The sequence below is a fragment of the Pseudomonas sp. GM18 genome, assembly GCF_000282195.1.
Taxonomy (GTDB): Bacteria; Pseudomonadota; Gammaproteobacteria; order Pseudomonadales; family Pseudomonadaceae; genus Aquipseudomonas.
Genome location: NZ_AKJT01000072.1, coordinates 14,101 through 35,157, shown reverse-complemented (window position 1 = coordinate 35,157; position 21,057 = coordinate 14,101). Strand labels below are relative to the sequence as shown.

15 protein-coding genes, 1 tRNA gene and 3 pseudogenes are annotated in these 21,057 nt (G+C 60.7%); 13 read left to right on the top strand and 6 right to left on the bottom strand.

Features of this window, described 5'->3' with window-relative positions; translation table 11 throughout:
• The first annotated feature begins 19 nt into the window (after nucleotides 1–19).
• The 5 genes from PMI21_RS09855 (at nucleotide 20) to PMI21_RS09875 (ending at nucleotide 5,206) form a co-directional block, all read left to right on the top strand.
• Nucleotides 20–2,077, top strand: coding sequence for a methyl-accepting chemotaxis protein (locus PMI21_RS09855; RefSeq protein WP_007939743.1), 2,058 nt, complete (start codon nucleotides 20–22; stop codon nucleotides 2,075–2,077).
• Between the two features lie 116 nt (nucleotides 2,078–2,193).
• Nucleotides 2,194–2,270, top strand: a tRNA-Met gene (locus tag PMI21_RS09860).
• A gap of 138 nt (nucleotides 2,271–2,408) precedes the next feature.
• Nucleotides 2,409–4,253, top strand: coding sequence for a gamma-glutamyltransferase (gene ggt, locus PMI21_RS09865; protein WP_007939742.1), 1,845 nt, complete (start codon nucleotides 2,409–2,411; stop codon nucleotides 4,251–4,253).
• A gap of 275 nt (nucleotides 4,254–4,528) precedes the next feature.
• Nucleotides 4,529–4,831, top strand: coding sequence for a type II toxin-antitoxin system HigB family toxin (locus tag PMI21_RS09870; RefSeq protein WP_007939741.1), 303 nt, complete (start codon nucleotides 4,529–4,531; stop codon nucleotides 4,829–4,831).
• Nucleotides 4,832–4,834: 3 nt separating this feature from the next.
• Entirely contained in the window at nucleotides 4,835–5,206 is a 372-nt protein-coding gene (locus PMI21_RS09875) for a helix-turn-helix domain-containing protein (RefSeq protein WP_007939740.1), read from the top strand.
• Nucleotides 5,207–5,238: 32 nt separating this feature from the next.
• Here PMI21_RS09875 and PMI21_RS30220 read toward each other — a convergent pair.
• The 3 genes and pseudogenes from PMI21_RS30220 to PMI21_RS09885 form a co-directional block, all read right to left on the bottom strand.
• Nucleotides 5,239–5,676 (bottom strand): annotated as a pseudogene (locus tag PMI21_RS30220) (methyl-accepting chemotaxis protein); the annotation flags it as partial.
• 150 nt (nucleotides 5,677–5,826) lie between these two features.
• Nucleotides 5,827–6,465, bottom strand: a pseudogene (locus tag PMI21_RS30215) (PAS domain-containing protein); the annotation flags it as partial.
• A gap of 209 nt (nucleotides 6,466–6,674) precedes the next feature.
• On the bottom strand, nucleotides 6,675–7,988 hold the full coding sequence (locus PMI21_RS09885) for an MFS transporter (RefSeq protein ID WP_007939738.1): 1,314 nt from the start codon (nucleotides 7,986–7,988) through the stop codon (nucleotides 6,675–6,677).
• A 196-nt stretch (nucleotides 7,989–8,184) separates the two neighbouring features.
• On the opposite strand from PMI21_RS09885, the pseudogene PMI21_RS09890 reads away from it, so the two are divergent.
• The 4 genes and pseudogenes from PMI21_RS09890 to PMI21_RS09905 all read left to right on the top strand — a co-directional run bounded on the left by PMI21_RS09890 (nucleotide 8,185) and on the right by PMI21_RS09905 (nucleotide 13,446).
• Nucleotides 8,185–9,602: pseudogene (locus PMI21_RS09890) on the top strand (short-chain fatty acid transporter).
• A gap of 154 nt (nucleotides 9,603–9,756) precedes the next feature.
• Nucleotides 9,757–11,454, top strand: coding sequence for an acid phosphatase (locus tag PMI21_RS09895; RefSeq protein WP_007939735.1), 1,698 nt, complete (start codon nucleotides 9,757–9,759; stop codon nucleotides 11,452–11,454).
• Nucleotides 11,455–11,570: 116 nt separating this feature from the next.
• Complete coding sequence (locus PMI21_RS09900) at nucleotides 11,571–12,743, top strand: hypothetical protein (protein ID WP_007939734.1); 1,173 nt, start codon at nucleotides 11,571–11,573, stop codon at nucleotides 12,741–12,743.
• Nucleotides 12,744–12,924: 181 nt separating this feature from the next.
• Entirely contained in the window at nucleotides 12,925–13,446 is a 522-nt protein-coding gene (locus PMI21_RS09905) for an SET domain-containing protein-lysine N-methyltransferase (RefSeq protein WP_007939733.1), read from the top strand.
• Between the two features lie 18 nt (nucleotides 13,447–13,464).
• On the opposite strand, the gene can is transcribed toward PMI21_RS09905, so the two are convergent.
• Entirely contained in the window at nucleotides 13,465–14,109 is a 645-nt protein-coding gene (gene can / locus PMI21_RS09910) for a carbonate dehydratase (RefSeq protein WP_007939732.1), read from the bottom strand.
• 183 nt (nucleotides 14,110–14,292) lie between these two features.
• Between can and PMI21_RS09915 the strand changes: the two genes are divergently transcribed.
• Entirely contained in the window at nucleotides 14,293–14,697 is a 405-nt protein-coding gene (locus tag PMI21_RS09915) for a hypothetical protein (RefSeq protein ID WP_007939731.1), read from the top strand.
• A gap of 46 nt (nucleotides 14,698–14,743) precedes the next feature.
• On the opposite strand, the gene rimI is transcribed toward PMI21_RS09915, so the two are convergent.
• Nucleotides 14,744–15,196, bottom strand: a complete 453-nt coding sequence (rimI, locus tag PMI21_RS09920) for a ribosomal protein S18-alanine N-acetyltransferase (RefSeq protein WP_007939730.1) — start codon at nucleotides 15,194–15,196, stop codon at nucleotides 14,744–14,746.
• Nucleotides 15,189–15,935: a hypothetical protein gene (locus tag PMI21_RS09925; protein WP_007939728.1), complete on the bottom strand. Its 747-nt coding sequence runs from the start codon at nucleotides 15,933–15,935 to the stop codon at nucleotides 15,189–15,191. Before PMI21_RS09925 ends, rimI begins: the two co-directional genes overlap by 8 nt.
• Nucleotides 15,936–16,155: 220 nt before the next feature.
• Between PMI21_RS09925 and mksB the strand changes: the two genes are divergently transcribed.
• From mksB to mksF, 3 genes are read left to right on the top strand one after another with little or no spacing between them, the layout of a single operon-like run.
• Nucleotides 16,156–17,433 carry an Mks condensin complex protein MksB gene (gene mksB, locus PMI21_RS09930; protein WP_007939726.1) on the top strand — a complete coding sequence of 426 codons (1,278 nt, stop codon included), beginning with the start codon at nucleotides 16,156–16,158 and terminating at the stop codon, nucleotides 17,431–17,433.
• Nucleotides 17,423–18,124: an Mks condensin complex protein MksE gene (gene mksE, locus PMI21_RS09935; protein WP_007939725.1), complete on the top strand. Its 702-nt coding sequence runs from the start codon at nucleotides 17,423–17,425 to the stop codon at nucleotides 18,122–18,124. The genes mksB and mksE overlap by 11 nt, the downstream gene beginning before the upstream one ends.
• Complete coding sequence (mksF, locus tag PMI21_RS09940) at nucleotides 18,121–20,961, top strand: Mks condensin complex protein MksF (RefSeq protein WP_007939724.1); 2,841 nt, start codon at nucleotides 18,121–18,123, stop codon at nucleotides 20,959–20,961. The genes mksE and mksF overlap by 4 nt, the downstream gene beginning before the upstream one ends.
• Nucleotides 20,962–21,057 lie beyond the last annotated feature (96 nt).

Below are 21,057 nucleotides of genomic sequence, written 5' to 3'. Positions count from 1 at the left end.
TCCAGAGGAGTCATGGGGCATGCAGGCTTTTTTATCACCGGGGATCGGGCTGCTGGGGCGTTTCGGCTTCGCGCGCAAATTCCAGCTGCTGTTTCTGCTGTTTATCCTGCCGCTGGCAGGCAGCTTGTGGATGATCGGCCAGGACTATCGTGACAAGTTGAACCTGATCTCCGGCGAACGCGCCGGGGTCCGGCAATTGATTGCCCTGGATGCGCTCGACAACTTGCTCTCCGCCCAGCGTGACCGCGCCGCTCGCTGGCGCGCCACCGAAACCAATCGCCAACCGACACCCGCAACCATCGCGGCGATGGCAGCGTTCGACACGGTTCAGCCGGCCGTGGCCCAAGCCACCACGGATTTGGGCAATGCCCTCAACACCGAAGGCGCCGAGGGCGAGACCCTCACCCGCTATCAAGCCCTGCAAAGCGCCCTCACCGGCCTGGATTCGAAAAGCCTGAGCAGCGTTGGATGGTGGCCGGATGGCTACGATCGCTTCACCAATGCCTTGAGCGCCCTGCAAGCCTTGCGCGAACAAATCGCCATGGACAATCGCCTGACCCTCGCGCCCTGGCTGGAAACTTATCTGCTGACGCAGATCTCCACTCAACACGCACCGGACCTGATCGAACGGGTCGGTCGCCTCGCCGCGGTTGGTCAGGCTTCGGTGGTGTCCGGGCAGTTCACTCTGCAAAGCCGCCTGCAATTGCGCGACTTGCGCAGCCGCATCGGCGACGCTCGGGAACAGCTGGTGAAAACTGGCAGCCTGCTGGAGGCGCGCCTGCCCAGCGCCCTGCAAACCTGGGCCGGGCAATACCATGACAGCCTCAAGCAGCTGGATGCCGGTTTGAAAGTGCTGGACGACGGCGTCTTCGGTGGCAGCATCAACCTCAAACCCGAAGACTTCGAACGCAGTCTCGACGCCCTCCTCGGCAACCTCGCCTCACTGCGTCAGCAATCATTGGTTTCGCTGGATCAACGGCTGGATTATTACCACGGTTCGGCCATCCGCCAGTTCATCCTGGTGGCGACAATTTTTGGCTGTCTGCTGCTGGCCGCGCTGTACCTGTTCATCTGTTTACAGGCCTCGATCCGTCGCAGCGCCAGCGGCATCACACTACTGGCCGAAGCACTGCGTGACGGCAACCTGAGCCTGCAAGTACCGGTACAGGGTCGCGACGAACTGGCGGCGATCAGCACCTCGCTTAACGTCGCGGTGGTGCAACTGCGCAACAGTTTGCTGGGGGTCGATCACGAAACCCTGCAGTTGAGCAACGCGGTGCGCACGCTCAACGATCACTCTAGCGGTGCTCTTGGCGAAGTCGAGGCCCAGCAGTTGCAGATCAGCCAGATCGCCGCAGCCGCCACGCAATTGGCCGCCACCTCCCAAGGGGTCGCCCAGAGCTGCGAACAGGCTTCCGGCAGCGCTCAGCACACCCAGCGCATCGCTGCCGACAGCAGCCGCGACAGCCAACGCACCACGGCGAGCATTCAGCAGCTCAATCAGCGGTTGAACGACACGGCGGCGGCACTGGGTCGGGTCAGCGAGCAAGGGCAGCAGATTCAATTGGTGGTCGACACCATTCGTGGTGTGGCCGAGCAGACCAACCTGCTGGCCCTCAACGCCGCCATCGAGGCCGCACGGGCCGGCGAGCAAGGTCGCGGCTTTGCGGTGGTGGCCGATGAGGTGCGCAGCCTGTCGCAACGCACCCAGTCCTCCACCGCGCAGATCGCCGGCACCGTCGACAGCCTGCGCAGCACCGTGAACGAAGCGGTAAGCCTGATGGAAGCCGCCTGCGGCCAGGCGCAATCGGATGCGCAAGCCGTCACCGGTCTCGGCGAACGCCTGGGGGAAATCGCCAGCGCGGTGCAAAGCGTCACCGACACCCTGGCGCAAATCGCCACCGCCGTTGAAGAGCAAGCGAGCACCGCCGATGAAGTCAGCGGCAACATCCAGCAAGTCGATCAGGCGGCGGTACGCTTGCTCGAAGGCGCACGGGCGGTGAACCTCGCCGCGGACACCTTGAGCCAGGGCAGCAAGGCCTTGAGTGCGAATACCGGGAGATTTCAGCTCGGTTGATGCCCTCCGCTGACCCGATTTTTCGGGTCAGCGGGATAAGCGGTTGAAAGTGTGGAGAAATATTTTAGATTTACGCTTGACGCATCGTCGTTCCAGGTGAATAATGCGCGCCACTTGGCTACATAGCTCAGTTGGTTAGAGCATAGCATTCATAATGCTGGGGTCCGGGGTTCAAGTCCCTGTGTAGCCACCAAGTACTAAAAACGGCTTACCGAAAGGTAGGCCGTTTTTTTATGCCTCGAGAAAAGTGGCAGGCGAACCCTGATTTGCGTACTACTCCTTCGGTCGATAAAGTCCCTTGACCTTTTATCCCATGGACGGAGTGCCTCGCGTGTTCTCAGCCTTCCACTTGAACCGCTATCGCCTGTCAGCCTTTTCGCTGATCGCCACCGCTTTAACCCTCTCCGCGTGTAACGCCCCGCCCTCTTCGCCGTCGGTCTCGGCCTTGCCGGTCGCGCCGGAAATCGCCTCCGGTTATCGCACCGACCTGCAGACGCGGCACGCCTCCAGACACATGGCCGCAGCCGCCAACCCGCTGGCGGCCGCAGCCGGGCGGGAGATGCTGCGCGAGGGTGGCTCGGCGATTGATGCGGCCATTGCCATGCAAGCGGTGTTGACGCTGGTCGAGCCGCAATCGTCGGGTATCGGCGGTGGCGCGTTGATTGTGCTGTGGGATGGCAAGGCCGTGCGCACCTACGACGGTCGCGAAACCGCACCGGCTGGCGCCACCGAGAAACTGTTCCTGCAAGCCGACGGCAAACCGATGCCTTTCACCCAGGCACAGATCGGCGGGCGCTCGGTGGGTACACCGGGTGTATTGCGGGCGCTGGAGCTGGCCCATCGCAAGCACGGTCGCCTGCCGTGGGCGAGGCTGTTCGAGCCCGCGATCAAACTGGCGGAACAAGGCTTCGCCATCTCGCCACGACTGCATCAGTTGATCGCGGCAGACGCGTTTATCCAGCGCTCACCGGACATGGCCGCCTACTTTCTGACTGCCGATGGTCATCCGAAAGCCATCGGTACGCAGCTGAAAAACCCGGCACTTGCCGCGGTGTTCAAGCGCATCGCCAAGGAAGGTCCCGGCGCGCTGTACACGGGTCCGATCGCAAAAGAAATCGTCGCCAAGGTTCAGGGCCATACCAACCCCGGCAGCCTGTCGCTGAACGATCTCCAGGGCTACCAGGCCAAGGAGCGCGCGCCGCTGTGCACCGACTACAAACGCTGGCAGGTCTGCGGCATGCCGCCACCGTCGTCGGGCGGGATCGCCGTGGCGCAAATCCTCGGCACCTTGCAGGCCCTGGAAACCCGCGACCCACGCTTTGCCCTGGCACCACTCAAACCGGTCAAGAGCAGCAAACCGGCGGGCATCGAGCCAGCCCCTGAAGCCGTGCACCTGATCGCCGAAGCCGAGCGCCTGGCTTATGCCGATCGCGCGCAGTACGTCGCCGACACCGACTTCGTACCCGTGCCACTCAAAGGGTTGGTCGACCCGACTTATCTGGCGACCCGCGCGACCTTGATTGGCGACCGCAGCATGGGCCAGGCCAAACCCGGCACCCCGCCGGGCATTCAGGTCGCTTACGCGCCGGACCGCTCGCCACTGCGCATCTCCACCTCGCAGGTGGTGGCGGTCGATGACGAGGGCGGCGCCGTGTCCATGACCACCACCGTGGAAGCGGCATTCGGCTCACACTTGATGGTCCAGGGTTTTGTGCTCAACAACCAGATGACCGACTTCTCGTTCATCCCCGAAGAGCACGGGCAAAAAGTCGCCAACCGCGTCGAACCCGGCAAACGCCCGCGCTCGTCCATGGCGCCAACGTTGATCTTCGACCGCCAGAGCGGCGAGTTCGTGGCCACAGTCGGCTCGCCCGGCGGCTCACAGATCATCGAGTACGTGGCCAAATCCACCATTGGCCTGCTCGACTGGAACCTCGACCCACAAGCCGCCATCAACCTGCCCAACTTCGGCAGCCGCAATGGCCCGACCGAACTGGAACAGGGTCAGTTCAGCCCGGCACTGATTCAGGCGTTGAAGGACAAAGGGCACAGCGTGAGCGAGATCGACATGACCAGCGGGACTCAGGCGATTGTTCGGATCAAGGACGCGCAGGGAAAAACGGCATTGGCCGGCGGGGCTGATCCACGGCGCGAGGGGGAAGCGTTGGGGGATTGAGTCTTAAGCAGGAATGAGGAAAGGCTTACCGGGAGGTAGGCCTTTTTTGATTGGAGAAGAATCCTGATCAAGTGTCTCGCGTAGCCTTTTCCTACCCTCAAATTGCTACCTCTTGGATAGAGTGTGGGAACCGTTTTTATCTCCAAAACCTTGTTAACCCACCTCATCAAATCAGCTATCGGCAGTGCCTTTTGCGGGAGTCGGATTTACTCCCCACATGTCGGCTACTCCGCCACAGACTTGTACAAGTCCCACTACGGGACTAGGATCATGCCATGAGAATCATCGCCATCAGTCAGCTGAAATTTTTTTGGGAGAGATACCCGGACTCAGAACAACCGTTCCTGGCCTGGATTGACGAAGCAAGGAAAGCGGACTGGAAGACACCTGCTGACATCAAGGCACACTTTGCCACCGCCAGCATTCTCAAAAGCCGCAGAGTCGTGTTCAACATCAAGGGCAATGACTTTCGGTTAGTAGTCGCGGTGGCCTATCGTTTCGGCGCCCTATACATAAAATTTGTCGGAACCCACAAGCAGTACGATGGAATCGACGCTGATACCGTCGAAATGGAGTAACCCATGAACATTCGTCCAATTCACACCGACGAGGATTACCGTGCAGCCCTCAAAAACGTATCTGCACTATTCGACATTGAGCCTGAGCCGGGAACCCCCGAAGGCGATTACTTCGACATCATGATTACCCTCATCGAGGCCTATGAATCGAAGCAGTTTCCGGTCGACCTACCCACTCCGATCGATGCGATCAAATTTCGTATGGAGCAGTCCGGTCTGTCCGCCGCTGATCTGGCACCAGCTATCGGCCGGACAAACCGGGTTTATGAAGTGCTCAACGGTAAGCGTGCGTTGACGCTTCCGATGATCTGGAAGCTTCATGATCTATTTGGGATACCAGCCGAAAGTCTGATAAAGCCGGTGAAGCAGGCCTGATCTTTTTAGGGCTACGAACCGCATTCAGGGCATCAAGTCGATAGTTGGTTGGCAAACTGCCCGACCGCGTTCACCACTTTCTGCGCACCGTCCTGGATCTCGACGATCACTGTGCCCGCCTCCGCCGCCAGCGCCAGACCTTGTTCAGCCTGGAGTTTACCGTCGGTCATGAGGGCTACGGCGTTGCGCGCCATGTCCTGGTTCTGACGCACGACGCCGACAATTTCATCGGTCGCCTGGCTGGTGCGCGAGGCCAATTGCCGAACCTCGTCCGCCACCACCGCAAACCCGCGACCCTGTTCACCGGCACGAGCCGCTTCGATGGCCGCGTTGAGCGCCAGCAGGTTGGTCTGTTCGGCGATGCCACTGATGGTTTTGACGATGGTGCCGATCACCAGCGATTGCTCGTTCAGTGCTTCGATGCCCTCACCGGCGGTTTGCATGTGTTTGGCCAGGTCACGCATCACGTCTACGGCTTGGGTCACCACGGCAGTACCGCGCTGTGCACTCTGGTCGGTTTGCTGAGAAGTGCTGTAGGCAATGTTGGCCGCCTCGGCGACAGCCTGCTCCTGATTGACCTGATCGGTAATCACCGTGGCGAACTTCACCACTTTGTAGAGCTTGTTATTGGCGTCGACCACCGGGTTGTAGGAAGCCTCCAGCCAGACCACGCGACCGTGGCTGTCGATACGTTTGAAACGATCGGCCACGAACTCGCCGGCGTTAAGGCGACGCCAGAAGTTCTGATACTCGGCGCTGTTGTATTCCTCTGGCTCGCAGAAGGTGCGGTGATGTTTGCCCTGGATCTGCGCCAGGCTGTAACCCATGCCGTTGAGGAAGCGTTCGTTGGCCGTCAGCACGTTGCCATTGAGGTCGAACTCGATGACCGCTGTCGAGCGCACCAGCGCGCCGATCAGGTTTTCATGCTCACGGGACGCCTCGATGGTACGGGTCAGGTCGCTGGAGTAAATCGAGAAGTTCTTGATCCGGCCGTCCGAGGACCGCACTGGCTGCATGATCGAACGCAACCAGGCTTCGGCACCGTTGCCGCGCAGCAAACGGACCGCGCCGGCAAAGTGTTCGCCACGACCCAGCGCAGCCTTGAAGCGGTGATGGAATTCATCCGACTTCACGTGGACCGGGACAAGGTCGTCGATGTGACGGCCGATCAGGTCGTTGCTTTTGTAGAGCATCTCGCTGATGAAGTTTTGGTTGACCGATTGAATCCGCCCATCGGGGTCGAGGGTCAGGACCAGCATCTCGCTTTCCAGGCTCTCCTTGACTTGCAGAAGGCTGGAGAGTTCTTCGCGAAGAGCCGACAGCTCCTGCTTCAGGCGTTTATTGAACATGGGAAAGCACCGATGGACAGAGATAAAAAGCGGCTTACAGCCTAACCATCGGCTTTGCGGGTATTTTCTGAAGAGTGTTTCAGGGTTGTCCTACAAAAATAGTGGCGGTATGCCTCCCCTCATACCGCGCCAACTACCGAACAGCGCCCCATTCGCGGCATTCGCGCACCGAAATATACTGCGCTGCTGATGCCCACCGCCCCCATCACCGCGCAGAAGATCACACAAATCCACGGACTCCACGGCATCAGACCGATCAACAGCAGCGGTGTGGTACTCGCCCAGGCGGCGTAGGCAATGTTGTAGGTGAAGGAAATCCCCGAGACACGAATCCGCGCTGGAAACAGGCTGACCATCACCGACGGCACCGCGCCGACCACTCCGCAACCAAGGCCGGCTACCGCGTAAGCCAGACCGATCCACTGGCCTTCAATGATCAGACAGGTATAGAGCACGCCGATGCCCAGAGGCAGCAGCAGGCTATACAGCATCACCGTGCGCCAGGCGCCGATACGATCGACGAGCAGCCCGGCGAGCACACAGCCAATATTCAGAAAGACGATGCCCAAGGCACTCAGGGCGAAGGTATGGCTGGCGGTCATGCCGAAGGTTTTCTGCATCATGGTCGGGGTGATGACCACAAACACCACCACGGCCGAGGTCAGCACGCAGGTGAGGATCATCGCCGGCAGCATCGCCAGGCGGTGTTCACGCAGGACCGTGCGCAGCGGCAGTTCGACAGCGGCCTCGCGCTGGGCCTGCATCGCCATGAACACCGGGGTTTCGCTGAGCCAGCGGCGCAGCCAGACACCGATCACGCCAAACAAACCGCCCAGCAGAAACGGGTAACGCCAGGCGAAATCGAGGATTTGCGCCGGGGTGAACGCCTGAGCCAGAAAAGTCGCCGTCAAGGCACCGATCAGGTAACCGAAGGTCAGCCCCGCCTGCAGGAAACCGAGGGCATAACCGCGATGACCGACCGGCGCGTGCTCAGCGACGAACACCCAGGCGCTCGGCACTTCACCGCCCACCGCCGCGCCTTGCAGGACTCTCAGGGCCAACAGCAACAGTGGTGCGAAATAGCCGATCTGGGCGTAGGTCGGCATGATCCCGATCAGCAAGCACGGCAACGCCATCATCAGAATGCTCAGGCTGAACACCTTCTTGCGTCCCAACCGGTCGGCGAAATGCGCCATCAGGATCCCGCCCAACGGACGCGCGAGGTAGCCAGTGACGAAGATCCCGAAGCTTTGCAGCAGACGCAGCCACTCGGGCATTTCCGGCGGGAAGAACAGTTGGCTGAGGGTCAGCGCGAAAAATACGAAAATAATGAAGTCGTAGATTTCCAGCGCACCGCCCAAGGCTGCAAGCCCCAGGGTCTTGTAGTCCGAACGAGTGAAGGGCGCCGGGCGCGCATTGATGTTGGCAGTCATGTAAAAAAACTCTGGCAGGCAAAAAACCAAGGCGCCCATGGTCTACGCAAATGCACTTGTGGACAACCCGTTAGACCATAGTCCCAAACGCCCCAAACAGCGTCCCCGCAACGGACCGATTGATTTACTGTTGGCACCGACCGGACGGGCCATTGCGCCCTGAACCCCACAATAAACATAAAAACGAGGTACTCCCGTGGCCGCTGATATCGAAGAAAGCCGCTATGCGCGCTTGCCCTGCATTGTTCAAACTTTGCCGAACGCTGGTTTCCCGACTCCTGGGTATTCGCCGCGCTGGCAGTGATCATCGTTGCGGTGGCGACCATGGCCATGGGCGCCAAACCCACCGACGCCGCCATGGCCTTCGGTGACGGTTTCTGGAGCCTGATTCCGTTCACCATGCAGATGGCATTCGTGGTGATCGGCGGTTACGTGGTCGCCAGTTCGCCACCGGCGGTGAAACTGATCGATCGCCTGGCACGGGTCCCGAAAAACGGCCGCTCCGCCGTGGCCTGGGTGGCGCTGATTTCCATGGTCGCGTCGTTGCTGAACTGGGGGTTGTCACTGGTGTTCGGCGGGCTGCTGGTACGCGCCCTCGCCCGCCGTACCGATCTGAAAATGGATTACCGTGCCGCCGGTGCCGCCGCCTATCTTGGTCTTGGCGCGGTCTGGGCCTTGGGTCTGTCGTCGTCCGCGGCACAATTGCAGGCCAACCCCGCCAGCCTGCCGCCGTCGATTCTGTCGATCACAGGCGTCATTCCCTTCACCCAAACGATCTTTCTCTGGCAGTCAGGCGTGTTGTTGCTAGCACTCACCGTAGTCTCGCTGATCGTTGCCTACGCCACCGCGCCCGGCCCTGCGACAGCCCGTGACGCCAAAGCCTGCGGTATCGATCCGGGTTTCAGTCTGCCGGCGCCAGCACCGCGCACCCGCCCTGGCGAGTGGCTGGAATACAGCCCGCTGCTGACGATTCTGCTGGCACTGCTGGCGGCCGGATGGCTGTTCCATGAGTTTGCGACCAAACCGGCGATCAGCGCGATTTCCGGACTGAACACCTACAACTTCCTGTTCCTGATGCTCGGCGCGCTGCTGCACTGGCGCCCGCGCAGCTTCCTCGATGCGGTGGCCCGTGCGGTGCCGACCACCACCGGCGTGCTGATCCAGTTCCCGCTGTACGGCTCGATCGCCGCCCTGATGACAGTGGTCAAGGGCACCGACGGACAATCATTGGCCCACCACATCTCGACCTTTTTCGTACAAATTGCGTCCCACGACACCTACGCCCTGCTGATGGGCGTGTACTCGGCCATCCTCGGTTTCTTCATCCCGTCCGGTGGTGGCAAATGGATCATTGAAGCGCCGTATGTCATGCAAGTGGCCAACGACCTGAACTATCACCTGGGCTGGGCCGTGCAGATCTACAACGCCGCCGAAGCCCTGCCGAACCTGATCAACCCGTTCTACATGCTGCCGCTACTGGGCGTGCTCGGGTTGAAGGCCAGGGATCTGATCGGGTTTTCGTTCGTGCAGTTGCTGGTGCACACGCCGCTGGTGCTGCTTCTGCTGTGGGCGCTAGGGACGACGCTTACGTATATGGCGCCGGTGATGCCTTGACACCCGATTGTCAATTCACCACCGATCCAGTGTGGGAGCGGGCTGCTCCCACACTGGCGACTCATTGTTTTCACAATCGTAACCCCTCTGTCACACCTCGCTGCTAGCGTCCCGCCGAAACATATTGAAACAACTCAGCAAGACGGAACTCGCCATGAACGACGAAGAAGACCGCAACGACGCCTCCTCCCCACAAACAGATACGCCCACCGACACCAGTCGCCGCCGCTTCCTGGGTGGCGTGGCGGTACTCAGTGTCGGCGCGACCCTCAGCGCTTGTGGCAGTCGTGGCGATGAGCCGGGTAAACCGGCCGAACGCCTGCTTTCACCTGTCGAATTGGACAAAGCCCTACGCGACCAGGTGAAAAACGTGGTGGTGATCTACGCCGAGAACCGTAGTTTCAATAACCTGTTCGGCGACTTCCCTGGCGTCGAGAAACCGCTCTCAGGCCTCAAACCTGACGAATATCAGCAACGCGATCGCGATGGCAGCCTGTTGCAGACCCTGCCGCCAGTCTGGGGCGGCGTGCTGCAGATCGGCCCGCAAACCCTCGATGGCGTGACTTACCCCAGCGCAACCCAGTTCCAGGAGCACCTGCCTAACGCGCCCTTTGCCCTCAAAGGTCCGAACGCAGAAGACTTGCCATTCGGCCTGGTGACGCGCGACCTGTGGCATGTGTTCTATCAGAACCAGATGCAGATCAATGGTGGCAAAAATGACGGCTTTGTCGCCTGGGCCGACTCCGGTGGCCTGCCCATGGGGCATTACGCCCAGAGTCGATATTCCCTGCGGTTGTGGGACGTTGCCCAAGAATTTGTGCTCTGCGATAACTTTTTCCAGGGGGCTTTCGGCGGCTCGTTTCTCAACCATCAATACCTGATCAGCTCCACCGCACCGTTCTATCCGGACGCCGTCAACTCGGTGGCCAAGACACAGATCGCCACGCTGCAAAGCGATGATCCGGCCGATCCACGCCTCAAGCCTCTGGAACAATCCCCGGCCAGTGCCATGACCGGCCCACCCCAATTCGGCCCCAGCGCGCTGACGCCGGACGGCTATGGGGTCAACACGCTCGCTCCGCCGTACTGGCCGACCTGGATTCGCGACCCCGAGCGTCCGGCGTACGCCAAACCAGACCTGCCGAACGTCATCGTCCCCCAGACCCACGAGCACATAGGCGACAAGCTCTCGAAGAAAAACATCGACTGGGCCTGGTACGCCGGGGGCTGGCAAGCGACGCTGGATCAGTACAAGGACTCTGGCGGCATTCCGAAAATCCCGAACTTCCAGTATCACCACCAGCCGTTCAACTACTTCAAGCAGCAGGGGCCGGAAAACCCGCTGGAGCGTGGTAAACGTCTACGGGATGCGGGGTTGGGCGATGAGTCGAATACCAACAAGTTCTTTGCCGATGCCGAGGCGGGCACGCTGCCGGCGGTGAGTTTCTACAAACCCCAGGGCAACCTGAACATGCACGCAGGTTACGCCGATGTAGCGTCCGGCGACCGGCACATCGTCCGCGCCCTGAAAGTGCTGCGGGAAAGCCCGCAGTGGAAAAACATGGTGGTCGTGGTCACGGTCGATGAGAACGGCGGTTGGTGGGATCACGTCGCACCGCCCAAGGGCGACCGCTGGGGGCCGGGCTCGCGGGTACCGACGCTGGTGGTTTCGCCGTTTGCGCGCAAGGGCATGGTGGATCACACGGTCTATGACACTGGCTCGATTCTGCGGTTGATCACCCGGGTGTTTCAGCTTGAAAAGCTCGATGGGCTCAGGCAGCGAGACGATGCGATGATTGCCCGTGGCCAGAAACCCATGGGCGATTTGAGCAATGCACTGCACTTTGCCTGATGAAGGAGGGGCTCTGACTGGCGATCTTTTCACTTGTGTACTAGACCGTTCGACACAACTAGTTTCAGTATGTACCCGCCCCACCTCCGAGGGCTCACGCTGAAAAGGATCTGAGCATGTTCAAACTCGCAGGATTCACCCTCGCCGCGCTCACCCTGAGCGCCGCTGCTCACGCCGATGTCGATCTGAATCTGGGCAGTACCGAACGCGTCACTCGGCTGTTCTCCTACCCCAACAACTGTAATGTCATCTGCTTTCGCAACTGGACACTGGAGCAGACCGTCGAGCATTACCTGACCCAAAGCGTACAACGCGATGGCTACAAGACCGCAAAAGTGGTGGTCAAAACCGACAACAAACAGCTCTATGCCAATATCAGCGGTGTGCCCAAGGGCTATGACAAGCCACTGAGCGCATTGCTCAAGGCTGGGGATTTGGCCTACAACGGCGCCAGCAAGCTGAGTGCCGATGGCAAATGGACCTATAACTGGTACCTGTTCCTGCCGCTGGGCATGGCGCTGGAAAACCGCAAAAGTGTCGAACTGCTGCACTTCCCGCCGGATTACTCCCTGACCCAGGCCCAGGACTATCTGGAGTCCAAGACCACCGACCGCTGGGCTGCGCTGCTGACCGCCAACAACATTCCCGCCGACCAGACGCCGGCCTATCAGACCATCATCGACATCGCGCCGATTGCCGCGCCATCCACCGCCGGCAAAGACCTGGAAGGCGTCTACAACTACTTCACGGACTACCAGACCACCATGGTCAAGGAAGTCAGCCAGAATGCCAAAGGCGCTGCATTGCCAATGGTCGCCTTTGGTTCACCGGTGCGTAACTGGATCAAGCAACAATACGGGCAGACCGTGGACGTGCTGGGCCTGGCAACCATCATCCCGAGCAAGGGTGTGGCGGTACCCGTACTGGGTTCCAACCACCCGAGCTACATCTGGTACGCCGCCGACCCCGAAGCCTATAGCGGTGACGATGCGCAGGCCAAGGCCGACGCCGCGGGGCTGAAAGTCATGGGGCAGGATTTGAGTGCCGCGTGCTGGCAGGCCGGGATGGGCAGCAAACCGGGCAGCAACCCAGCCGATCAGCTGAAACGTTGCACTCAAACCTGGCAAGTGACCCAGAAAGAAAAAACCTGTGAACTGTTCTACACCTCGATTCGCAACCTGACGCCTGAGCAGGCGGTGGCCAAGTGCGCGACAGCGCCGGTCAAATCCGAGTTGAAACAGCTGCAGACCCCGGCCCTTGTGACCTCCGCACCTGCCCCACACTTGTAAAACGCTGAAAGTCTTTCCCGCGTGAGCCATGGCTGACGCGGGAAAGAGCTTTTTTCGCCTGTCATATCTGACAGTAGACCCTTGATCCGCTTTGGTGGAGTCTTGAGCCATACCCCGTGCTGCAGAGCTGACAGGATCGTCAGCGTCCGGTAGTCGCAGCCTGGAACGGACAAGGATCGTTATGAAAACCAATACCCGGAATTCGGCCAGAGCTCTGCCGGCCGACTGTATTTATCCCTCTCGCGATTTATCGCCTGGCCAAGGTTATCCCGCGAAAACCCAATTCACGGTCATTACCGCAAAAGGCTGCGGGACGAACATTGCTGCCCTGCGCGATTTCCCGCGCATCAGCCGGATCTGCCGGATCTCGGGGCAACTGCTGCATGCCCGCGGTCCGCAGACCTTGCAACTGGCGCCCGGCATTCATATGTACGATCCGTATTTTTGCGGACTGCTGCGCCACTCATGCGACCCGAATGTCTTCGTCGACATGAGTGAACTATGGGTATGGGCGCTGAAGGACATCGCCAAGGGCGATTATCTGACGATGGATTACGCCACCACTGAAAACCGGCTGCGGCATCAGTTCGCCTGCCGCTGCGGTGCTGTCGACTGCCGCGGCTGGATCACCGGTTACGACGAGTCGCCGAACGCCGACGGCCAGCTGTTTTTTCAGCACTGGTATCGGCGCAGCCTCAGCTGAACAGAGGCCCGAGCGGTTTTACAATGCCTCGACGGGGCGCAAACGGTACTGCGGCGGCAACTGCTCGAAACCGCTGATGGTGGCGTTCAGGCTCTTCCAGCGACCGTCCTTGATGCCATAGATGCAGCCGTGGATCGACAGGCTCTGCCCGCGATGCCAGGCGTTTTGCACAATGCTGGTGTGACCGACGTTGGCCACCTGCTGGATCACGTTGAGCTCACAGAGGCGGTCGACCCGCTCCTCTTCGGTGGGCAACTTGGCCAGTTCGTCGCGTTTTTCATAATAGAGATCGCGAATCGAGCGCAGCCAGCCGTCGATCAGGCCCAACTGACGATCCTGCATCGAGGCGCGTACACCGCCGCAGCCATAGTGGCCGGTCACCAGAATGTGTTTGACCTTGAGTACATCCACCGCGTACTGAATCACCGACAGGCAGTTGAGGTCGGTGTGCAACACCACGTTGGCCACGTTGCGGTGCACGAACAGATCGCCCGGCAGCATGCCGACGATCTCGTTGGCTGGCACGCGTGCATCGGAACAGCCGATCCACAGGTATTCCGGGGTTTGCTGGCGGGCTAGCTTGGCGAAGAAATCAGGATCTTCGCGGGTGATCGCATCAGCCCAGCGCTCGTTGTTATCAATCAGATCTTGTAAGTCGTTCATGCAATGAAGCCTCGAGAATGATGCACTGCTTTGACAGACAACCGCCCGTCGGGGTCACGCACGAGATGCAGATCCCCCTGATGCCCTGATGTATGTAACGGCTAGCCGGCGCTCCATGCCCGCGGGAATTCTCGGCAGTCCAGTGGGTCAATTGTAGTAGGGCCTACAGTATGAGGAATTGCCATGACTGATTCACGACGTCCGTTCGATAAGGAGCAACCCGAGCCCATCGACGACGATGAAGACCGCATGGGCTCGGTGCATGAGCTGGATTTCGACGAGGAAGAACCCGGCACCAGAATCGGCGACCTGATCCCCGAACGCGAGCGTGCGCAGAAGATGCCCGACGAGCGCGTCCGCAAAGCTGGCATGACCGGGTCCTCGACCAATGACAATGACACCACCGACGATGACTTGAGCCCGGAAACCCTGATCCGTGAAGACGGCGCACGGGATGCCCACGAAGCGGGTGAAGACGGCCAGGCGGATTGGGATCTGAGCATTGTCGATGAGGATGATATCGGCGCAGGCACCGGGCTGGATGAAGCGGAATTGGCCCGGCGGGATCCGTTGGACGGCAAGCCTTGATCCAGATGCCAATGCAGGAGCTGCCGAAGGCTGCTCCTACGGGTAATCAATCAACCAAGGTGCAGGCCATCACCACGGCATCTTCTCGCCCGCCAACCGCCGGGTAGTAATCCCGACGGCGCCCGATCTCGTTAAACCCATACCGCTCATACAACCGAAACGCCGCCCGGTTGCTGTCGCGCACTTCCAGAAAACATTCCCGCGCCTCAGCCTTGCAGGCAATCGACATCAAATGCTCCAGCAGCGTCAAACCCAGGCCGCGGCCCTGATTTTCCGGTTTGACGGTGATGTTCAGCAGATGCGCCTCATCAAGGATGATCTGCACTACGCCATGACCGACCTGCTGGTGCCCTTCGAACATCAGCCAGATCTGGTACTTGCCCAGGCCATCGAGAAAAATCCCGCGGGTCCAGGGATGGCTGTAGGCCGCGTATTCGATTTTCAGTACAGCGTCCAGGTCCGCCTCGGTCATCGGGCGGAACGATACAGCGTCACTCATTCGATTCTTTCCAACGCGCCATCAGCCGACGCATGGCTTGCCAGACATCAGCCTTACGCTGTGGCTCTTCCATTAATAACTCCAGGCCCGGCAAGGCCCAGACCGACCCCAGGCCTTCGACCTGAAGTTCACGGTTGAAGGATTCGGCGTTGGCCTCACCGGCAAAACGCACCGCCGGCAGGCCGATCAGCCACAGGCAGACGCACGGTGCGTCTTCCAGGCGGGCCGACAGAAAACCTTGTACGAAATCCCGAGCCGCTTCCGGCCCTTGGTCCATTGTGCCGCGAGCCAGCAGCGGCCAGCGCACCGGCTCGCCGACGATCTGCGGGCTGTCCGGCAGACCGGCGGCGCGCAGCATGTCTTTGAGCAACAGATAAGCGGGATCGCGGGTCTGGAAAGTTTCGCCTGTGGGTAACTCCACCAGCAACAGGCAGCGACCGGCTCGCAGCAATTGCAGAGCGAAACGCGGCGGCGGCACTGGCGCAACCTTGGCGACGAGCGGTGCCTCTTCGCTCTCTTGCGTCGCTTTGCTCGCCGGTTTCCCAGCCGATGGCGTCGGCCGTGGCACTTCGATTTTCACCCGTTCGGCCGGTTTGGCCGCAGGTTCCACGGGCGTCTGCACCATCGGAGCAGGTGCAACCGGGGCGACGACCACTGGCTCGGGCATCTCCAGCAGTTCGGGCCGCGAAGGCGCAGCAAAGGGCAATTCGGTGCGCGGCAGCCAGTTGACCACCTGCATGGCGGTCAAATAAGCGCGGCGACGGGACTCGATAAGCAAAGGTCGGCCACTTGTGGATAACTAAAGTGCGGTGATTCTACCGCCCTTCGCTCAAGATCGCCCACGCTTGATCGATAGACTTCACCGATAGAAGAAGCGACAGCCCATCCCCAGAGTGAATCGACACGGCTGCGATGAAGTACAATCGCGGCTTTTAATTGCCAACCAGCCGGCCATTCCGATGATCGAACCCAAGCGCGTCTTGCGCGCCCTCGCTGAACACTGGGCACTTCTGGAGCCACTGTGCGAGCACTTCGACCAAGGCACCCTGAGCCTCAACGAACTGCGTTCACAGTTGGCCGCCCAGCAACTGGACAGCACACCGCAGGACATCACCAGCCTGCTGGACGTGTGGATCCGCCTCGACATTCTGGTTCCCGTGGCGAAAAGCCCGAACCGTTTCGAGCTCAACGCGCAGATTCACGACTTCCTCGCTTACCTGCGCCGTGAGCACCGTCTGGGCCTGTGCCTGGAAATCGAAGCCTATTTGCGCCACCTCGAGCGCCTGGCCGGTTACATCCAGGACGCCTTCGACATTCGCGACGGCAACGATCTCGCGCGCCAGTTGCGCCTGCTCGACATGCGTGTGCGGGACGTGCTGAAGAAACTCGCCAACGATGAACAGGCCCTGGTGGCCGTCGCCGAGCGGGCCAAGACCAGCGACCGGCAGATTCCGCTGCGTCAGCGTTATGCTGAAGTGCTGGCGACCTGGGACGAATACGTCGAACCGATGATCCAGCTGGTGAATGCCGACGGCGCCTTCGAACAAGGCGTGCGCAAGGTCGAGAACGTGTTGTTGCGCATGCTCACCGAACAGCAGCGCCTCGGCCATCTGGTCGACGACGACATGCTGCTGCGCACCCATGCGCGCATCCTCGAAATGCAGACCAGCGCCCAGCTGACCTTGCGTCACGCCCGCGAACTGCTGCTGCCGTTGCGCGAAGAAGCCCGCCGGCACAACGCCGTGACCCGTGGCGCAGCCCTGGCGCTGTCGGCCATTCGTCGCAAAGGCATCGATGCGGTACCGCAAGCCGCGATGCCGCTGTTCACCCGCCCGCAAAGCACCTTCCTCGGCAGCGCCAGTCAGGTCGAGGCCTATGTGTACGCCCTGGCCCGTTTCGAGCCGAAACCGGCGCGTTTCCCCAAGGCCCACAAGACCCAGAAAGGTGAAGCCCCGCGCGCGCCACGCACGGTTCGGGAAATGCTCGAACGCTGCGAAGACGCCCTGCCGATGCCGGACCTGATGAGCTGGCTGCTGGAGCAGGAGCCAGACGGCGCCACCGACGAATTGCTCTACTGGTTCTCGCGCCTGTCGCGGGAAAAACGCTTCAAGCGCGAGCGTCTGGAACGCCGCGATTACCACACTCACGAGCACCAGGTCAGCCTGCGCTCCTTCGCCCTGCTCTCGGCCCGCGACACCGCCGCCGAGGATTCTGCGAGCATCCCAAATGCATCTTGATCTATCCGAACTGTCCCAGCTGGCGCCGATCTTTCGCGAGCTGTTCAAGGGCTACCACGTCAGTCGCCGCGACCCGGAGCTGTACGCCCAACTGTCGAACTTCCAGGACCAGTACCGCACCCTGTTCAAGGCGCTGGGTTTTGAACTGGTGTGCGACACCCGTGGTTTCTACTACTTCGTGCCGGACCTGGCCGCGGCGGCGGTAAACAAAACGGCGCAACGTCTGGCGCTGTTCACCTTCATCCTCGTCGAACACCTGGCCGACCAGGGCCGTGACCCGATTGCCGTGCTCGACGGTGGCAGCCTCGGTCGCGATGAATTGCCATCGCTGCTGGAAAAGTACCGCGACCTGTTCATCCAGGCCGAAGTGCAGACCGTCGAAGAACTCGAAGAAAAGATCATGCGCCGCATGACCCAGCTCGGTTTCGCCGGCGAAGAAAACGGTGTCTACCGTTTCCTGCCGCCGATGCACCGCTTCCTCGATGTCTGCCTGTCGGTCCAGCAAGACCGCGACCTGGCCGCCAGCCTGCACAGCGTGCTGCCGTTGCCGGTGCCGGTGCTGATCGACGAAGACAGCGACGAAAAACTGCTGCAGACCGATGACCCGCTGGACCTCAGTGAATTCGAAGGTGAAAGCGAAGAAGACGCCCTGGCCCGCGCCATTGCCGAAGAACAGGAGACCGACGCATGAGCAAGGAACGCTACGGCATTCGCCGCTTTGCCCTTTTGAACACCGCCGGTTACAGCCTTGGCTTGTTCCCGCTGGAAGAGCCGCTGTCGGTCTACGGCGCGAACAACCTCGGTAAATCCGCCTCGATCAACGCCTTGCAGTTCCCGATCCTGGCGCGCATGTCGGACATGAGTTTCGGCAAGTACAGCCTGGAACAATCCCGGCGTTTCTACTTCGCCTCGGACACCAGTTACATCCTCGTCGAAGTCTCCCTGCCCCACGGCCCCCACGTGATCGGCGTGGTCGGTCGCGGCCCGGGTGGCGGTTTCGGTCACCAGTTCTTTGCCTACGCCGGCAAACTCGACCTGGCCCATTACCAGAAAGACGACACCTGCCTGCGGCAGAAAGAGCTGTTCACCAATCTTGAGCGCGAAGGCCTGAAAGCCTACGAACTCAAGCCGGATGAACTGCGTCGTTTGCTGGTGGGTGGCCACACCTCGATTCCGCTCGACCTGACGCTGATTCCGCTGCGCTCCACCAGCGAGCAGAGCCTGAAGACCTTCCGCGCTCTGTTCATCAACTTGCTGCACATGCGCGAAATCACCGCGGCCAAGCTCAAGCAGCTATTCCTCGATGCCTTCGAACACAGCCTGCGTTCCGGCAGCGTCGATTACATCGCCGCGTGTGAAGAAGCGTTCCGCGATGTACGCCGCATGGAGCAGGACTACAACTCGCTGGTCGCGGCCGGTCCCTTGGTCGAAGCCTTGGCCAACGGCGTGAAACAGCGGGATATCCTGCGCGGCAAACTGCACCGCCTGTCGCCGCTGCTCGACTCCCTGCTCGGCACTTGGTCGGACTACGCCAGTGCGCGCAAGGAAGAACTGACGATTCAGGCCGAGCATTACCGCAACGAGCAGGACGCCCTGCAAAACGATCAACGCGGCGGTACTCAAGAGCTGATGCGTCTGGAGCGGGAAATCACCGGCATCCAGCGCTGGCTCGGTGAGTTGTCGGTACTCAAGCATCGCTTCGCCCTGGTCGATGACGTCAAAGTCCTCGAGCAGCAACTGCTCGCGGCCAAGGATGCGCATGACGAACTGGCCGGTGCGCTGGCCCAGTCGCGACAGTTCTCGGCCGAAGACCTGGAAGAGCGTCTGCGGGATCTGGAAAAACGCCTCAAATCGGTGAAGCAACAACTCGATCACGCCGACAACAACAGCTACGCCCGTCTGCGCGAAGAGTTCTCGCAGCAGGACGTCGAGCGCCTGATGCGGCTGTTCAACAGCGCGCTGTTCAGCCTGCCGTTGGGCGAACACGGTATTGCGCTGGATGAGGACGGTGAATGGGTCAAATCCATGGAGCTGATCCTTGATGGCTTCAAAGGCGAGCGCTTCGAAGTGCCGGGCCTGTCCATCGACTTGTCACACATCGAGCCGCCGGCCCTGCAAGCCCTGGCCGACCGTGCGGCACTGCGCGATCAGAAAGAGCGTCTGGACAAAGAACTCAAGCAACTGAAAACCCAAGCAGCCGTGGCGGCCGACCGCGCGGCCAGCAAGACCCAGACCGAAGCGCTGTACCAGCAAGTGCTGGATGCGCAGAAAGCCCTGGAAGACTTCCGCCGCGCGCAAACCCTGAGTGCCGAAGAAGGCGATAAGCTTGAGCAATTGGCGCAGATGGAGGCCGCGCAGGATGAGTTGAAACGCTCCAGCGATGCCTTCACCGAACGCGTCCAGCAACTGTCGGCCAAGCTGCAACTGGTCGGCCGGCAGATCGGCGACATGGAAGCCAAGCAACGCACCCTCGACGATGCCCTGCGCCGCCGTCAGTTGTTGCCGGCGGACCTGCCGTTCGGCACACCGTTCATGGACCCGGTCGACGACTCCATGGACAACCTGCTGCCATTGCTCAATGACTATCAGGACAGCTGGCAAGGCCTGCTACGGGCCGACGGGCAGATCGACGCGCTCTACGCGCAGGTTCGCCTCAAGGGCGTGGCCAAGTTCGACAGCGAAGACGATATGGAACGTCGCCTGCAACTGCTGATCAACGCGTACGCACACCGCACCGATGAAGCCCTGACCCTCGGCAAGGCGCGCCGCGCGGCGGTTACCGACATCGCCCGGACCCTGCGCAACATCCGCAGCGACTACGACAGCCTCGAACATCAATTGGCGTTGTTCAACCGTGAGATCAACAAGCGCCAGGTCTCCAACCTGCAAAGCTTCCGTATCGTGCTCGCGCCGAACAAGGAGGCGCTCAAGCACATTGACCAGATCATCCACAGCGCCGGCCAATACGAAGAAGGCGAAACCCTCTCCGTCTTCGACCTGAGCCAAAGCGCCGAGCAGGACAACAAGAACGAAGAAGCCAAGGAATACCTGGCACGGCTGGTGGCGGCGAACCACAACCAGCTCGGTCTCAAGGACTTGTTCGAACTGGCCTTCGAGATCACCAAGGTCAACGGTCAACCGGTGATTCACACCGACATCGACGGCGCGGCGTCCAACGGCACCACCATGACCATCAAGGCACTGACCAACATGTACTTGTTGCTGCACTTGATGGACCGCGACCAGGCCGGTCGCGTGCGCCTGCCGTACTACCTCGACGAGGCGGCGGACATCGACGAGAAGAACCAGGCAGCGCTGTTGGAAACCAGCCTGCAACTGGGCTTCGTGCCGATCCTGGCGAGTGTGAAGCCGCAAGTCTGCGCCAGCGTCGCCATCGACCTGGAAGGCGGCAGCGGCCCGAACGGCATCTACATCGACGAGGCGGACTGGAAGTACATCCGTCGCCACGATGAAGTGAAAGCAACCGTTAACATCCAGGCGGACGAACCGGAGCTGGATGCGGTCTGACGCCTGAATCGAAGCCAATAAAAAGGCCGCGATCCAATATGGATCGCGGCCTTTTTATTTATGGGTACATTCTTGAAACCTTCGGTGAGTTCCGTG

Coding starts and splice junctions, on each gene's coding strand:
- PMI21_RS09855 (WP_007939743.1), top strand. CDS start 20: ATGCAGGCTTTTTTATCACCGGGGATCGGGCTGCTGGGGCGTTTCGGC.
- PMI21_RS09870 (WP_007939741.1), top strand. CDS start 4,529: ATGAGAATCATCGCCATCAGTCAGCTGAAATTTTTTTGGGAGAGATAC.
- PMI21_RS09875 (WP_007939740.1), top strand. CDS start 4,835: ATGAACATTCGTCCAATTCACACCGACGAGGATTACCGTGCAGCCCTC.
- PMI21_RS09885 (WP_007939738.1), bottom strand. CDS start 7,988: ATGACTGCCAACATCAATGCGCGCCCGGCGCCCTTCACTCGTTCGGAC.
- PMI21_RS09895 (WP_007939735.1), top strand. CDS start 9,757: ATGAACGACGAAGAAGACCGCAACGACGCCTCCTCCCCACAAACAGAT.
- PMI21_RS09900 (WP_007939734.1), top strand. CDS start 11,571: ATGTTCAAACTCGCAGGATTCACCCTCGCCGCGCTCACCCTGAGCGCC.
- PMI21_RS09905 (WP_007939733.1), top strand. CDS start 12,925: ATGAAAACCAATACCCGGAATTCGGCCAGAGCTCTGCCGGCCGACTGT.
- can (WP_007939732.1), bottom strand. CDS start 14,109: ATGAACGACTTACAAGATCTGATTGATAACAACGAGCGCTGGGCTGAT.
- PMI21_RS09915 (WP_007939731.1), top strand. CDS start 14,293: ATGACTGATTCACGACGTCCGTTCGATAAGGAGCAACCCGAGCCCATC.
- rimI (WP_007939730.1), bottom strand. CDS start 15,196: ATGAGTGACGCTGTATCGTTCCGCCCGATGACCGAGGCGGACCTGGAC.
- PMI21_RS09925 (WP_007939728.1), bottom strand. CDS start 15,935: ATGCAGGTGGTCAACTGGCTGCCGCGCACCGAATTGCCCTTTGCTGCG.
- mksB (WP_007939726.1), top strand. CDS start 16,156: ATGATCGAACCCAAGCGCGTCTTGCGCGCCCTCGCTGAACACTGGGCA.
- mksE (WP_007939725.1), top strand. CDS start 17,423: ATGCATCTTGATCTATCCGAACTGTCCCAGCTGGCGCCGATCTTTCGC.
- mksF (WP_007939724.1), top strand. CDS start 18,121: ATGAGCAAGGAACGCTACGGCATTCGCCGCTTTGCCCTTTTGAACACC.